Here is a 15,729-nt window from a genome sequence, read left to right on the forward strand (position 1 = left end):
ATCCGAGACTCCAGTCATGACCCAACAGCTCCAGCAAACCATCGACGCCGCGTGGGAAGACCGCGCCAGCATGTCCGCGGCCGAGGCGCCGGCCGAAGTGCGCAAGGCGGTCGATCATGTGATCGCCGAACTCAACAACGGCCACCTGCGCGTCGCCACCCGCGAGGGCGTCGGCCAGTGGACAGTGCACCAATGGATCAAGAAGGCCGTGCTGCTGTCGTTCCGCCTCAAGGACAACGAGCAGATGCAAGCCGGCTCGCTCGGCTTCTACGACAAGGTGCCGACCAAGTTCTCGCACCTGTCGGCCGGTGAATTGAAGGAAGCCGGCGTGCGCATCGTGCCGCCGGCCGTGGCCCGCCGCGGCAGCTTCGTCGCCAAGGGCGCGATCCTCATGCCCTCGTACGTGAACATCGGCGCCTACGTCGGGGAAAACACCATGGTCGACACCTGGGCCACTGTTGGCTCGTGTGCACAGATCGGCGCCAATGTGCACCTGTCGGGCGGCGTGGGCATCGGCGGCGTGCTGGAGCCGCTGCAGGCCGGCCCGACCATCATCGAGGACAACTGCTTCATCGGCGCCCGTTCCGAAGTGGTCGAGGGCGTGGTCGTCGAGGAGAACTCGGTGCTGTCGATGGGCGTCTACATCGGCCAAAGCACACCCATCTACGACCGCGCAACCGGTGAAATCACCTACGGCCGCGTGCCTGCGGGGTCGGTGGTCATCAGCGGGTCTCTCCCGAAGGACAACGGCCGCTACAGCCTCTATGCTGCAATCATCGTGAAGCGCGTGGATGCGCAAACACGTGCCAAGACCTCGCTGAACGATCTGCTGCGCGACTGATTCCCTTCTTCCGTTTCTTTGCTGGAGAGAGTGCCGATGAAAACGATGGAACGCATCCTGCGATTGATGGCCGAACGCAAGGCCTCCGACATCTACCTCTCGGCGAACTCGCCGGCACTGATGCGGATCAACGGGAACTGCGTCCCCATCAACGGGCAGGTGCTTCCAGCGGCGGCGCCGCTCTCCCTGCTGTCCGAAGTGGTGCACGAAAGCCGCGTGGCGGAGCTCGAGCGCACCGGCGAACTCAACATGGCGATCGCCCTGGATGGCCTCGGCAACTTCCGCATCAGCGCCATGCGGCAACGCGGCAGCTATGCGGTGGTGGTGCGGCACATCGCTTCGATCATTCCGACCTTTGCCGACCTGAACCTGCCCGACATCCTCAAGACGCTGATCATGGAGAAGCGCGGGCTGATCCTGATGGTCGGCGCGACCGGTGCCGGCAAGACGACCACGCTGGCATCGATGCTCGACTATCGCAACGAGCACGCGAGCGGCCACATCCTCACGGTGGAAGAGCCGATCGAGTTCACCTACACCAACAAGAAGTCGATGGTGAACCAGCGCGACGTGGGCAGCGACACCCAGTCGCTGCAGATCGCGCTGAAGAATGCGCTGCGCCAGGCGCCCGACGTGATCCAGATCGGCGAAATCCGCGACCGCGAGACCATGACGGCCGCCATCGCCTATGCCCAGTCGGGCCACCTGTGCGTGGCCACGCTGCATGCCAACAACAGCTACCGCGCGCTGAACCGCATCCTGAGTTTCTACCCGGTGGAAGTGCGCGCCACGCTGCTGTCCGACCTGGGCTCGGCCCTGCGCGCCATCGTGGCGCAGCGCCTGCTGCGCACACCGGCCGGGGCTCGCGTGCCGGCCGTGGAAGTGATGCTGAATTCAGCCCTCGTGGCCGAACTCATCGAGAAGGGCGACTTCTCCAGCGTCAAGGAAGCGATGGAACAGTCGATGGCCGAAGGCTCGCAGACCTTCGAGGAAGACATCGCCCGCCTGATCCTGGAAGAGCGTGTGACGCGAGAGGAAGGCCTGTTGCAGGCCGACTCGCCCACCAACCTGATGTGGCGCCTGCAGAACCGGAACAGCCCGGCCGCCAAGGTCGACGACCGTGCGCTGCAGGACCAGGTCGATGAACCTACCTTTACCGACATCACGCTCGACGTGAAGTTCTGACCACCCAGGCTCCGCGCACTTCTTGTCGCTTCTCCTCCCCCTTCGAGGGGGCAACACCAGCGGCCCGGCGAGGTCGGTTCCGCGGTGTTCCTGAAACAGCGCGTGAACCGTCCCAGTCTTGCTCCACCGATGCCCCGCACGCTGCACCTTGCCGAACAACTGATTTCGCGCCCCTCTGTCACCCCGGACGACGGAGGGTGCCAACGAATCCTCGGCGAGCGGCTGGCGAAGCTGGGCTTCACGCTGGAAACCATCGAAAGCGGACCAGCCGACTTCCGCGTCACCAACCTGTGGGCCAAGCGCACGGCCGCCTCACCTGCCGCGAAGACGATCGCTTTTGCAGGCCACACCGACGTGGTGCCAACGGGTCCGCTCGATCAATGGACCAGCCACCCCTTCACGCCGACGCATCGCGCCGGCCTGCTCTACGGCCGCGGCGCCTGCGACATGAAGACCTCACTGGCGGCGTTCGTCGTCGCCATCGAGGAGTTCCTTGCCGCCACGCCCGATCCGCAACTGTCGATTGCGCTGCTGCTCACGAGCGACGAGGAAGGCCCGGGCGTCGACGGCACCGTCATCGTCTGCAACGCCCTGGCAGCGCGCGGCGAAGCGGTCGACTACTGCGTCGTCGGCGAGCCGACCTCGGTCGAACGTTGCGGCGACATGATCAAGAACGGCCGGCGCGGCACCATGAGCGGCAAGCTCACCATCCACGGCGTGCAGGGCCACATTGCCTATCCGCACCTGGCAAAGAACCCCGTGCATGCCATTGCGCCGGCGCTGGCGGAACTGGTCGCCATCAACACGACCGGTGGCTGGGACGCCGGCAACGCGCACTTCCAGCCGACCAGTTGGCAGATCAGCAACTTCCACGCAGGCACCGGCGCGAGCAACGTCATTCCCGGCGCCGCGGTGATCGACTTCAATTTCCGTTTCTCGACCGAATCGACACCCGAGTCGCTGCAGAAGAAGGTTCATGCCGTGCTCGATGCCCATGGGCTCGACTACAAGCTCGACTGGACGGTCGGCGGCCTGCCCTTCCTCACGCAGCCCGCGGAGTTGGTCCGGGCGGTGCAACAAGCCATCCACGACGAGACCGGCATCGAGACCGAACTCTCGACCAGCGGCGGCACCAGCGATGCCCGTTTCATCGCGAAGATCTGCAAGCAGGTGATCGAGCTGGGTCCGGTCAATGCCAGCATCCACAAGATCGACGAGCACATCGCGGTCGACTCGATCGAGCCGCTGAAGAACATTTACCGGCGCACGCTGGAGAAGCTCGACCAGGCGGCGCGAGCATGAGCGCTGCCTGGCCGCCCAATGGCGTTCGCCCCGAAGTGCGAAGCCAGGACACGCAATGCCGAGCGCGAGGACTTCAATGACCACTGTCATCGAACTGATCGAAGCCGGCGCCAGGCAACTCGACGAAGCCGGCGTTGCCTTCGGGCACGGCACCGCCAACGCATTCGACGAGGCCGCCTGGCTGGTGCTGTGGCAGCTTCGCCTGCCCCTCGACGACCTTGATTCGGTGGCCGACAAGACCGTGGCGCCCGCCGATGCCGAACGCGTGGCCTCGCTCCTGAAGACGCGCATTGAAACGCGCAAGCCGGCCGCTTACCTCACGAAGGAAGCCTGGCTGCAGGGCGTTTCCTTCTACATCGACGAGCGCGCCATCGTGCCGCGCAGCTTCATCGCCGAACTGGTGGCCGACGGCACCATCGACTACTGGCTCGACGACGGCACCCGCCAGGTGCTGGACCTGTGCACAGGCAACGGCAGCCTGGCCGTGCTCGCCGCCATGACCTACCCGGACGTTCACGTGACCGGCGCCGACATCTCCAGCGATGCGCTCGAAGTCGCGGCCATCAACGTGACGAAGCACCAGCTCGACGCGCGCATCACGCTGGTGCAATCCGATGGCCTTGCCGCACTGCCCGGCCCATACGACCTGATCCTCTGCAACCCACCCTACGTCAATGCCGACAGCATGGAGGTGCTGCCCGCCGAGTACAAGGCCGAGCCCCGACTGGCGCTGGCCGGCGGCAAGGATGGCATGGACTTCATCCGCACGCTGCTGGCGAGCGCGCCCGCGGTGATGAGCGAGCGGGCTGTGCTCGTGCTCGAAATCGGCAACGAGCGCGAGAATTTCGAGGCCGCCTTCCCCCGACTGGAAACCATCTGGCTCGAAACCTCCGCCGGTGACGACCAGGTTCTGCTGCTGACCCGCGACGCCCTCGTTGGCCCATGATCGGCGGCGCTGTCGATCCCGGTGATGTCGGCTTTGCAGGCTTCTTCGGGCTTGCGTACGCGCCGTGGCACCGGACCGCCTTGCTCCGCGGTCGTTGTCCATCCGTGATCTCGCTGCGGAGTTCGACGCCCGCAAGGCCTGTTCAGCGCCGTCGATGAACTGAGCGTTGAAGTCGCACCGAGCCGCACGCCCGACAATCCCGGATCGCCGTGCGCCTTACGGAAGCATCCTCATGAACGTTCTGCTCGACATCGCATTGCCCCGCACCCTGGACCAGTGGGAAAAGGAGCTGCCGCAAACTCCACGGCACGCGACCGTCGAGGGATGGTTGTTCGAAGGACCGCAGGCCCGGCGCGCTGCTGAGCAACGCCTTCGCTCGGCCGGCGTCGAGGTGCATCTGCGCAGCGCCTACAAGCCGCTGGTGCATCACTTCCTGGAGGACCTGGCGCGCGAAGACCTGGTCCGGGTGACCGTGCATTACCCCGTGCATCCAAATGCCTCCCCACGCCGGTTCGCACTCGAGGCCTATCCGCTGGCCGACATGTTGCGCGGCGTCCGCCTGCAACTCGTGCCCAAGCCCGAGGCAGACGAATTGCCCGTCTACGAAGTCGAGCTGGAATGGCGCGATGGCCGCCACCGCACGGACACGGTATTCGCACCCAACCGAGTTCACGTCGACCACCTCGGTGAAACCTTGTTGTCGCCGACCGCCTGGCTGCGTGAACGACGCGGCCAGACGGTGGTTGCCGACGGCCCGCGCGAGTCCGACCACGAAGCCGTTTTCCGCCACGCCATGGCTTGCCTGCAGAAACACGCATGGCCCGAGGCCGAGCCGTACTTCCCGCGCCTCGACATTCGCATCGACCTGCCCGGCATCGCGACGGCGCCTGCTCGGGAAACCGGCTGGATCAACAGCCACGAGGCGCTGCATGAAGACCTGTACTTCTCGCTGCTCGAAGTGTTCCAGCAACGCAGCGGCCGGCCGGCCGGCGACCGTCGGCTGCAGCCGGGGCAGATCGTGCCGGACGTCCGGGCCAGCGAAGGCGCCGTGCGGCTGCGCATCGGCGTCGGTCCGTGGACGCCGCCGGGCAAGGGGGCAACTTCAGCGCCGGACACCACGCCGCTGGAGAAGGCGGGCGCACCGCTCCCTGCAGGCCGTGTGATGTCGGAACTTGCGCGGATCGAAGGCCAGCGCTTCGAGGCCCTCAGCGTGCAGGGACGCGCGGTTGCCGGCGTCTATCACCCCGGTGCCGGATTGGCGGTGCTCATCAGCGGCGCACAGCATGCGAATGAAACCTCCGGCGTGGTCGGCGCCCTGCGCGCTGCCCACGAACTGGCCAGGCGCCCCGACGCCCACTTCGCGCTGATCCCGCTCGAAAACCCCGACGGCTACGCGCTGCACCGCGAGCTGTGCGCCCACGCGCCGCGCCACATGCACCACGCCGCGCGCTACACGGCCCTCGGCGACGACCTCGAATATCGCGAACAGCCCCCGTACTTCGAACGCAACGCGCGCCACCAGGCGTTTGCGTTGTCGGGCGCGCAACTGCACGTCAACCTGCACGGCTACCCCGCCCACGAGTGGACGCGCCCTTTCTGCGGCTACATCCCGCGCGGCTTCGAGCTGTGGACCGTGCCCAAGGGCTTCTTCCTGATCGTGCGGCACCACACCGGCTGGGCCACGCAGGCCCGCGCGCTGACCGAGTCGGTATGCCGCCAATTGGCCTTGCGCGCCGAGCTGATGGCCTTCAACGCCGCGCAGCGTGCCAGCTACAATGCGCACGCCGGCGAGTTTCCATTCGAAGTCATCGACGGCACGGCCTGCATGATCAGCGAGGTCAATCGTCCGGGCCCCGCCCTGACCTTGATCACCGAGTTTCCCGACGAAACGATCTACGGCGAACCCTTCATCTTTGCCCACGACATCCAGACTGCGACGGTGCTCGCCGCGGTCGATGCCCTGGGTTCAATTTCGTCCGATCCATGATCACCCTCAAGAACGTCGTCCTGCGCCGCAGCGCCAAGGTGCTGCTCGACGGCGCTACCGTCACGCTCAACCCGTCTGAAAAGGTGGGCCTCGTCGGCCGCAATGGCGCTGGCAAGTCGACCCTGTTCGCGCTGTTCAACGGCACGCTGCATGAAGACGGCGGCGACTTCTCGATCCCGAAGCAGTGGCGCATGGCGCAAGTCGCGCAGAACATGCCCGAGACGGACGAACCCGCGACCGATTTCGTGGTCGGCGGCGACACGCGCCTCGTCGAGTTGCGCGAGGCACTGACCGCGGCCGAGCGCGCTCATGAAGCCGACCCGGACGATCATGACGCCGGCATGGCCCTGGCACACGCCTACACCGACCTGGCCGATGCCGGCGAGCATGACGCGGTGCCGCGCGCGCAGGCGTTGATCCTCGGCCTCGGCTTCAAGAGCCATGAACTCGACCAGCCGGTCAACAGCTTCTCCGGCGGCTGGCGCATGCGCCTGCAACTGGCCCGCGCGCTGATGTGCCCGAGCGACCTGCTGCTGCTGGACGAACCGACGAACCACCTGGACCTCGACGCGCTGGTCTGGCTCGAATCCTGGCTGCAGAAGTACGAAGGCACGATGATCGTCATCAGCCATGACCGCGAGTTCCTCGACGCGGTCACCGACGTCACGCTGCACATCGAACACGCCAAGCTCATCCGCTACGGCGGCAACTACAGCAAGTTCGAGGAAATGCGCGCGCTGCAGATGGAGCAGCAGCAAGCCGCCTTCTCGAAGCAGCAGGACAAGATCGCGCACCTGCAGAAGTTCATCGACCGTTTCAAGGCCAAGGCCAGCAAGGCCAAGCAGGCGCAAAGCCGCGTGAAGGCGCTGGAGCGCATGGAAAAGGTCGCGCCGCTGCTGGCCGAGGCGGATTTCACCTTCGAGTTCAAGGAGCCGGGCAACATCCCGAATCCGATGCTGTCGATCACCAGCGCGAGCTTCGGCTACACGGCCGAGGACGCGCCGCCGAAGACCATCCTGACTGGCGTGAGCCGCTCGGTGCAGGCCGGCCAGCGCATCGGCATCCTGGGCGCGAATGGCCAGGGCAAATCAACGCTGGTGAAGACCATCGCGCGCGAGATGGGCGCCCTCGCCGGCACCATTACCGAAGGCAAGGGCCTCAACATCGGCTACTTCGCACAGCAGGAACTCGACGTGCTGCGTCCGCAGGACACGCCGCTCGAACACATGGTGCGCATGGCGCGCGAACTCGGCGCGGCGGCCAAGGAAAGCACCGGCGAACAGGCGCTTCGCGGCTTCCTCGGCAGCTTCAATTTCAGCGGCGACATGGTCAAGCAGCCCGTCGGCACCATGAGCGGCGGCGAGAAGGCCCGACTCGTGCTCGCGATGATGGTCTGGCAGCGCCCCAACCTGCTGCTGCTCGACGAACCGACCAACCACCTGGACCTGGCCACCCGCGAAGCATTGGCCGTTGCGCTGAACGAGTTCGAAGGCACGCTGATGCTGGTGAGCCACGACCGCGCATTGCTGCGTTCGGTGTGCGACGAATTCTGGTTGGTCGGCCGCGGCGGCGTGACGGATTTCGACGGCGACCTGGACGACTACCAACGCTACCTTCTCGACGAAGCGAAGCGGCTGCGCGAAGAGGCCAAGGAAGCCACGCGCGCCGCCGCGTCTGCGCCCGCAACTGCACCGCCTGCGCCCGAAACCATTCGCCCGGCCGACGGCGGCAAAGACCAGCGCCAGCAAAGCGCACAGCACCGCCAGCAACTCAGCGAGCAGCAGAAACCGCTCAAGCGCGAGATCGCGCAGATCGACGCCCGCCTCGCGGCTGCTGGTGCAGACAAGGCGACGCTGGAAGCGCGCCTGGCTGAGCCGTTGCCGCCCGCGGAGATTGCCGAGGCCGGCAAGCGCCTGAAAGCGCTCAACGACGAGATTGCCGGTCTCGAAGAGCGCTGGTTGACCTTGTCGGACCAGTTGGAGTCCCTGGCGGCCTGATACCCTGCGGCCATCATGCCAAGCGCCATTGAACTCGCCGAAGGCGATCCGCAATTGATCGCCGCCATTCGCCGCAGCCGAAGCCTGCTGCGCCGCAAGGCCCTGCTCGGCGCAGCCGCCAGCGCCGTACCGCTTCCCGGTCTCGACTGGGCGACCGATGCAGCGCTGCTGTCCCGCGTGGTGCCGCAGATCAGCGCCGAATTCGGCCTCTCGCTGACGCAACTCGAGCGGCTCGGACCGCAGCGCCGCGAAGGCGTGCAAAAGGCAGCCGCCGCGGTCGGCGCGCTGCTGGTCGGCAAGCTGATCACGCGTGAATTGTTACTGGTGCTTGCCAAGCGAGTCGGCATTCGCATGACCGCGAAGCAAGCCACCCGATACGTGCCATTGGCCGGCCAGGCCGTATCGGCGCTGCTGGGCTACGCTGCGTTGAGCACGCTGGGCGAGCAACATATCAAGGATTGCGTGCGCGTCTCTCGTGCAGCGCGGCATTTGCTGCCGCCACCTCCCACGGTCTGAAACATAGTTGACAAATAACCACAATTAAATTCGAACGTTACTGGATCGTGGCCACAAATTTCCCCAGTCTCGGTATAGTGATCCGAGAGGACGTATATTCGACTCGAAACGCGAGCAGTGTACTTTCTACTTAATAGGGATGGAAAATGGAGATACGCGATCGAGCGTGCGGAATGAGACATAAGGACAAGGGATGAGCGAGACGGATATTTCGACGGCAATTGAGCGCCTGATGGGACGCGTGGACTACTACCTTCATTGCGAACTGGATGAGGAGTACGAGCACGATCGTCCCGATGCCGCGCGCCGGCAACTTGAGGCCGCGCTGCGCGCCGAATTGCTGCGTGCAGGCGCGGTTGGCCTGGTTTCCGCCATCTCCCAGCAATCCCAGACGCGGCCCGTCATCAACCTCGGTGCCAGGTTTCTCGCCTGACGTTGGTTGATTCGCGCGGCCGGTGGGTGATCGACGCGCCCGCGCAACTTCAATAACCCTGAATTCCCGGCCGGGAACGCGGCTGGGTTTTTGCGCTTGTGCGCAAGGCCAATGGCCCTGCTTGATTTGACGCGCCTGTCAATTGGCTAAAACCCCGGCTGCGGAATCTCGACGTGAAACATCGGATCTCCATTGGCCGGTAAAAAAAACCTGGAAACCGGGCTGGCTGTCTTGGCTCATTGCAGCGCCGATAAGAATTTCAGTGCATTGGCAATGGAAGACGGCGCGATATCAAAGACATTCAATGCCGTCGGGTCCGCACAATGACGGCTCACATTGCCTGGGCCGAGCTGGTTGAGCTTTTCCTCCATCGCCCGACGATGGCTTGTCGGCCGTGGCCGTTCGGCTCGAGTCGCTGGTATTCGCCAATGACCTCTACGCCAGCCGGTCCGTACAAGGCCAGCTGCGTGGCCGCGCTGGTCGACTCGACGTCGGCGTACATTGCGCTCGCCTGGCGGGCGGGCGACCGCACGGTGCTGGTGACAATGCAGGAATAGACGCCGGCATCGGCCAGCACATTGCACAGGACTTGCCTCGAATGCTCGCTCACCACGGATGCATCAGCGCTCGGAACGAAATTGGTGGATGGCATGCGCTGGCTCCGGCGATCAACTAAGACGCTTTTAGAGAACACCGCGCCCCCCGGATCGCCGGATCCGGCCGGCCCGGCCGATCGCCATTAGAAAGCCGTTGAGAGCCTCTCTTGTCCAGCTGCTCAAAATGCCATCGATATTTCCCGGGGAAAAATCGAGTGGTAATGAGGCGGTTCGCACCTCGATATAGGGCGTCGACCCAGGTAAACGTCTGTATTGGACGCCGAGCTTCCGGTCGCAATGATTCTGCGCAAATACACCTTGGCGACAAATTCCATGGTGGCTTTTCCTGATACGTGGGAACTGGTCGTTTATTCCCGAGCTCCTCCCTCGCCGCTTCCCTCGAGTGTGGAGCGCCAATCGTCCACCCGCAGTGCCGCGCCCGGCCTCCGGTGGCCGTTTGATCAATGCAGCGGCGGTGGCCCGAGCGAGGGGCGTGGATCTCACAAGCGGCGCAGCAGGCAACCGAATGCAACGGCGGCGGCCGCTGACACAACTACGGTCATGCCCAAGCCGGGGTCCCGGGGCCGGTGGCTGCGCGACGGCGGCGATAACCACGCGAGGCGTTTCGGCGTCCAACCGCGCCGAGAACGGACTGAGGACGCGCGGCACTGACCTGGGTGCCAACGTCGCGCGCTGGATGGTGGAGAACTACTCCCAGCGTCCGTGACTTGCGCGCCTGCTCTCAAGTTCCGAAGGTATATCGCACCCCCACCCAGGCCGCACGCGGCGCACCCGGCGACAGCAGGCTGGACTGGCTCACCGGGTAATCGCCGTTGGCGTTCTGCGGCAGCCCGCGTGCGATGTACGCGCCGGTGGCCGTGAAGCCGTTGGCGCCGAGTTGCCCGCCGGTCGTGTACTTGGTATTGAACAGGTTCGTCACCTGCACGTAGAACTTCAGGCCGGGCCGCGGCTTGTAGTCCACGCCGAGGTTGAACACGGCATAGCCCGCGCTGCGCCCCGGCCCGGTGTAGTACACGCCGTCGGGCCTGTGCAGGCCGTTCTCGTTGCCGCGCAGGTTGGAGCCGCTCGACGCGACCATGTCCACCCCGATGCGCCATTGCGCGGTCGGTTCGTAGTCGGCATACAGCTTGAGCACCTGGCGTGGCAACATCGGGATGCGGTCGCCGGGCCGGATCCGGATGTTGCCGTCAGTGCCAGGGAAGCCGGCCAGCGCCTGGTCGTTGCTGCTGTTGCCCGAGCCCCCCACCGTCTCGGAACTGCGGTAGGTGGCATCGAGCAGCATGAAGTTGCCGCCCAGGGTCAGGCCGTCCATGGGCTTGGCGCTCAAGCCCATCTCGATGCCCTGCCGGCGCGTCTTGCCGAAGTTCTTGAAATAGCCGAAGCCGCTGGAGTTGTCGGTGACGAAGAGCAGGTCGTCCTTGTTGTCGGAGCGGAACACGCCGAAGTTCCACGCCAATTTCTGCTGGACGATGCCGCGCAGCCCCGCCTCGAAGGTCGTTGTCACCACCTGCTTGAGCGGCGGGTCGCCGGCGAATGAGTTGGGCAGCTTGCAAGGGCTTGCCGGATCGGCGCAACCCAGTTCGATGGCGGTCGGCGCACGGCTGCCCTGGTTGACGCCGGCATACAAGGTGACGGACTCGCTCGGCGCAAAGGTCAGCCCGATCGCCGGGTTGAAACGGCTGAAGGTGTAGTGGCCGTCCAGTGAGCCGGGGCCGCCGCCGGGCGTGAGGCCATCGGTGTTGTCGACTTTCGTGTAGTTGTAGCGGCCCGAAAGCGTGAGGTGCGTCTGCTGGTTGAGTTCGATGGTGTCGGTGACATACACGCTGCTGGTGCTCGAGCGGCTCGACAAGGCGACGCGAGCGTCGAACGCGTTCTCGGAATCCTGCGTGCCATCGGCGAAGGCGCCCGGGCCGAACACCGGCGTCACGGTGCGGTCGGGGTTGAGGAAGCCGAACTGGGTGCTCTGCCCGAAGCGAACACGATTTGCGTCGTAGCCTGCGCCAACCACGAACTGGTGCCCGATGCTGCCCGTCTTCGCATCGGCGGAAAGCTGCGCTGCGAGGCCATAGTTCTCCTGCTTGGTGTCGGTGCGGTTGAGGAGGCCGTTGCACTTCTCGTTCGGCTCCGTGTTGAGCAGGGCGTTGGCGATGCAGCGCCACTTGGGGAACGGCGTGTTGGCGGCGGTGGCGCCGCTGGTCGGGTACCCGGTGAAGCCGGCTGCGGCCAGCGCCGCGCGTTCGGCCGCATTCGGCTGGTAGACCGACTCGCTGAACGCCTGGTCGTTGATGTCGCCGTTGAAGGTCTTGGTCTTGATGTTGCGGTAGTAGACGTTGCCCGAAGCCGTCCAGGTATCGTTCAGGGCCTGCGTGAGTTCGAGGTTGACGGAGGCTGCCTTGTTCTTCGTGCTGTCGGGACTGGTCCGCACGCCGGACCAGTCGCGCTGCAGCGCACCGATCTCCTGGGTGCCGTTGCCGGTGAGGTCGTTGTCGGCAAACGCGGCAGACAGGTAGATGCTGCCGTCACGCGTGGTGCGGCCGACCTTGGCAAAGAGCTGTCGCACGTCGGAGGGCGATTCGACGCGCCAGCCCTTCTCGTGCAGGGCATTGCCCGTGACAAACCAGTTCCAGCCGCTGTCCTTGTCGCTGCCGCCCGTCTCGAACTCGAGTGCTGCCCGGCTCCAGGAGCCGCCCATCAACTGCACCGAGGTGCCGGGGTTGTGCAGGCCGTCCTTGGTCTGGATGGCGATGGCGCCACCCAGCGTATTGAGGCCGAACAGCGGGTTGCTGCCGGGCATCAGGGCTATCGTCGAGATGGCCGAGCGCGGGATCAGGTCCCAGCTCACCACGTCGCCGAAGGGCTGGTTCAGGCGCACGCCGTCCATGTACACCGACAGGCCCTGCGGCGTGCCGAGCAGCGGCGAGGCGGTGAAGCCGCGGTAATTGATATCCGGCTGGAACGGGTTGCCCTGGGTCTCGTTCACGGTCACGCCGCCGATGGCACGCGAAAGGTAGTTCGACAAGTCCGGCGAATGAATGCGCTCCATGGCGGCGCCGGTCGCGGTCTGCACATTGGACGGAATGTTGTCGCGCGGCACGTCCAGCCCGGGCAACGGCGTCGGCGTGACGACCGTGATGGTCGGCAATTCGGTGGGTGCGGGCGTTTCCTGCGCGGAGGATTGCATCGATTGGCACAGCAGCAGGCTGGCCGCGGCGAGCGGTGCCAGGGAAAACATGGGGAAGCGAGCGCGGCGATTCTTCATCGTGATGTCTCCTCGGGCAATGAAATTCTTCTGGATCGGGCGCGTGCGCGCCCATCGCCCAAGGTATGCGGTGTATTGCCGCAGCGACAGGGAAAACTTCCCGCCGTGTTCGCTTTGCGCTGCCCGGTGCCAGCCGTACGGCTACGCCTGTGCCATGTCGCCGCCGAACATCGCGGCCAGGTGCGCCTCGGCGCGCTCCAGCATGAAATAGCGAAAGGCCTCGGCTGCCGGCGACAGCATCTTGGCCGCGGCATTCACGAGATGCCAGCGCCGCATCAACGGCAAGCCTTCGACAGGCGGGGCCGCGATCAGCCCGTTGCGCCACTCCAGGCCAATGGTGTGGAGCGACACCACGCTCACGCCCAGCCCTGCCATCACCACCTGCTTGATGGCCTCGTCGCTCGACAACTCCATGACGAACATCGGCTGAAGCCGGTGCGCCGACAGGAATTCCTCCAGCGCCGCACGCGTGCCCGAGCCCTGCTCGCGCACGATGAAGGCTTCGCGTACCAACGCGGCGGCCGGGATGCCTTCGGCCTTCGCGAAAGGGTGGTTGGGCGCCGTCACCAGCACGTGCGGGTGCATGGCGAAGGGCTCGGCCCGATTGGGCCATTCCCTGGGCGCGCGACCCATGACCGACAGGTCGACTTCGTTGGCCTCCATCAGCGCCGCCAACTGCTCCCGGTTGCCCAGGCGCAGCCGCACGTCGACGGTGGGATGTTCGGTGTGGAACTGCGCGAGCAACTGCGGCAGGAAGTACTTTGCCGAACTCACCATGCCGATCGTCAGCTTTCCGGACTCGATGCCCTTGAACCGCGCCATCGCGTCTTCGGCTTCCTTCAACGTGCCCAGCAAGCGGCGCGCGTAGACGAGGAAGTATTCGCCCGTCGTCGAGAGGGACAGGCGGCGCCCGGTGCGGTCGAACAGCGGCAATCCGACCTGCGATTCCACCTCCTTGATCTGCATCGACACCGCGGGCGGCGTGAGATGCAGCGCCTCCGCCGCGCCTTGGACGCTCCCCTGGCGCGCAACTTCCACGAAGACCCTCAACTGGCGGAACGAGACATGCACGATTAAGTAAAACCTTAATTGCAAGTAAACAAATCGTGAATTTACCTTAGTTGATTTGATTTCTACATTGGACTCCCTACCCCCTCACCCGGCTTGGAGGCCAATGTGAACAAACCGTACGAAGAAGGCTTGATCACCGATGCAAGGAAGCGCTACAGCGCCGGTGTACTGAAGTACCGGCAGATGGGGTACTGGGACCCCGACTACCGACCGAAGGACACCGATGTCCTTTGCCTGTTCCGGATCACGCCGCAGGATGGCGTCGATGCGGTGGAGGCCGCCGCGGCGGTGGCCGGCGAATCCAGTACCGCCACCTGGACCGTGGTCTGGACCGACCGGCTGACCGCATGCGACAGCTACCGCGCCAAGGCCTACCGGGTCGATCCCGTGCCGGGGCAACCGGGTCAGTACTTCGCGTGGGTGGCCTACGACCTGATCCTGTTCGAGGAAGGCTCCATCGCCAACATGACGGCCAGCCTGATCGGCAACGTGTTCTCGTTCAAGCCGCTCAAGGCGGCGCGGCTGGAAGACATCCGCATCCCGGTGGCTTACGTGAAGACCTTCAAGGGCCCGCCGACCGGCCTGGTGGTCGAGCGGGAACGGCTCGACAAGTTCGGCCGTCCGCTGCTGGGCGCCACCACCAAGCCCAAGCTGGGCCTGTCCGGCCGCAACTACGGCCGCGTGGTGTACGAGGGGCTGAAGGGCGGGCTGGATTTCATGAAGGACGACGAGAACATCAACTCGCAGCCCTTCATGCACTGGCGCGACCGCTTCCTCTACGTGATGGACGCCGTGAACAAGGCGAGCGCCGCCAGCGGCGAGGTGAAAGGCAGCTACCTGAACGTCACCGCCGCCACGATGGAAGACATCTACGAACGCGCCGAGTTCGCGAAGGAACTCGGTTCGGTCATCGTCATGGTGGACCTGGTGATTGGCTGGTCGGCTATCCAGAGCATGGCCAACTGGGCGCGCAGGAACGACATGATCCTGCACATGCATCGCGCGGGGCACGGCACCTACACGCGGCAGAAGAACCACGGGGTGAGCTTCCGCGTGATCGCCAAGTGGCTGCGCCTGGCCGGCGTCGACCACCTGCACACCGGAACGGCGGTCGGCAAGCTGGAGGGCGATCCGATGACGGTGCAGGGCTACTACAACGTGTGCCGCGACAGCTACACGTCGCAGGACCTGCCGCGCGGCCTGTTCTACGACCAGGATTGGGCCGACTTGCGCAAGGTGATGCCCGTGGCCTCCGGCGGCATCCACGCCGGCCAGATGCACCAGTTGCTCGCCCTGTTCGGCGACGACGTGATCCTGCAGTTCGGTGGCGGCACGATCGGCCATCCGGCCGGCATCCAGGCCGGCGCAGTGGCCAACCGCGTGGCGCTCGAATGCATGGTCAAGGCCCGCAACGAAGGCCGCGACATCCAGAGCGAAGGGCCGGAGATCCTGCAGGCGGCGGCGCGCTTCTGCACGCCGCTGAAGCAGGCGCTCGACACCTGGAAGGACGTGTCGTTCAACTACGCATCCACCGACACCAGCGATTTCGCCACCACGCCATCGATGGCCTGAAGG

Annotated in this window: 12 protein-coding genes; 9 read left to right on the top strand and 3 right to left on the bottom strand. The window is 65.2% G+C overall.

Annotation, left to right across the window (positions count from 1 at the left end):
- The first annotated feature begins 16 nt into the window (after window positions 1-16).
- The 8 genes from dapD (at window position 17) to WKW80_RS15125 (ending at window position 9,207) form a co-directional block, all read left to right on the top strand.
- Window positions 17-841 (top strand): 2,3,4,5-tetrahydropyridine-2,6-dicarboxylate N-succinyltransferase, encoded by an 825-nt coding sequence (dapD, locus tag WKW80_RS15090; RefSeq protein WP_340364377.1) that lies wholly within the window; start codon window positions 17-19, stop codon window positions 839-841.
- Window positions 842-877: 36 nt separating this feature from the next.
- Window positions 878-2,026 (top strand): PilT/PilU family type 4a pilus ATPase, encoded by a 1,149-nt coding sequence (locus WKW80_RS15095; protein WP_340364378.1) that lies wholly within the window; start codon window positions 878-880, stop codon window positions 2,024-2,026.
- Window positions 2,027-2,155: 129 nt separating this feature from the next.
- Window positions 2,156-3,328 carry a succinyl-diaminopimelate desuccinylase gene (gene dapE, locus WKW80_RS15100; RefSeq protein WP_340364422.1) on the top strand — a complete coding sequence of 391 codons (1,173 nt, stop codon included), beginning with the start codon at window positions 2,156-2,158 and terminating at the stop codon, window positions 3,326-3,328.
- Between the two features lie 76 nt (window positions 3,329-3,404).
- Window positions 3,405-4,274, top strand: a complete 870-nt coding sequence (gene prmB, locus WKW80_RS15105) for a 50S ribosomal protein L3 N(5)-glutamine methyltransferase (protein WP_340364379.1) — start codon at window positions 3,405-3,407, stop codon at window positions 4,272-4,274.
- Between the two features lie 232 nt (window positions 4,275-4,506).
- Window positions 4,507-6,261 carry a peptidase M14 gene (locus WKW80_RS15110; RefSeq protein ID WP_340364380.1) on the top strand — a complete coding sequence of 585 codons (1,755 nt, stop codon included), beginning with the start codon at window positions 4,507-4,509 and terminating at the stop codon, window positions 6,259-6,261.
- Complete coding sequence (locus tag WKW80_RS15115; protein WP_340364381.1) at window positions 6,258-8,258, top strand: ABC-F family ATP-binding cassette domain-containing protein; 2,001 nt, start codon at window positions 6,258-6,260, stop codon at window positions 8,256-8,258. Before WKW80_RS15110 ends, WKW80_RS15115 begins: the two co-directional genes overlap by 4 nt.
- 15 nt (window positions 8,259-8,273) lie before the next feature.
- Window positions 8,274-8,774, top strand: coding sequence for a hypothetical protein (locus WKW80_RS15120; RefSeq protein WP_340364382.1), 501 nt, complete (start codon window positions 8,274-8,276; stop codon window positions 8,772-8,774).
- Between the two features lie 193 nt (window positions 8,775-8,967).
- Window positions 8,968-9,207 (top strand): hypothetical protein, encoded by a 240-nt coding sequence (locus WKW80_RS15125; RefSeq protein ID WP_340364383.1) that lies wholly within the window; start codon window positions 8,968-8,970, stop codon window positions 9,205-9,207.
- Window positions 9,208-9,538: 331 nt separating this feature from the next.
- On the opposite strand, the gene WKW80_RS15130 is transcribed toward WKW80_RS15125, so the two are convergent.
- From WKW80_RS15130 to WKW80_RS15140, 3 genes are all read right to left on the bottom strand, one after another.
- On the bottom strand, window positions 9,539-9,859 hold the full coding sequence (locus WKW80_RS15130; protein WP_340364384.1) for a hypothetical protein: 321 nt from the start codon (window positions 9,857-9,859) through the stop codon (window positions 9,539-9,541).
- 686 nt (window positions 9,860-10,545) lie between these two features.
- Window positions 10,546-13,083, bottom strand: a complete 2,538-nt coding sequence (locus WKW80_RS15135; protein ID WP_340364385.1) for a TonB-dependent receptor — start codon at window positions 13,081-13,083, stop codon at window positions 10,546-10,548.
- Window positions 13,084-13,224: 141 nt separating this feature from the next.
- Window positions 13,225-14,154 carry a LysR family transcriptional regulator gene (locus tag WKW80_RS15140; protein ID WP_340364386.1) on the bottom strand — a complete coding sequence of 310 codons (930 nt, stop codon included), beginning with the start codon at window positions 14,152-14,154 and terminating at the stop codon, window positions 13,225-13,227.
- A 105-nt stretch (window positions 14,155-14,259) separates the two neighbouring features.
- On the opposite strand from WKW80_RS15140, the gene WKW80_RS15145 reads away from it, so the two are divergent.
- Entirely contained in the window at window positions 14,260-15,726 is a 1,467-nt protein-coding gene (locus tag WKW80_RS15145) for a form I ribulose bisphosphate carboxylase large subunit (protein WP_340364387.1), read from the top strand.
- The last annotated feature ends 3 nt before the right edge of the window (window positions 15,727-15,729 follow it).

This window comes from Variovorax humicola, assembly GCF_037889915.1.
In the GTDB taxonomy this organism is placed as follows: Bacteria; Pseudomonadota; Gammaproteobacteria; order Burkholderiales; family Burkholderiaceae_C; genus Variovorax; species Variovorax humicola.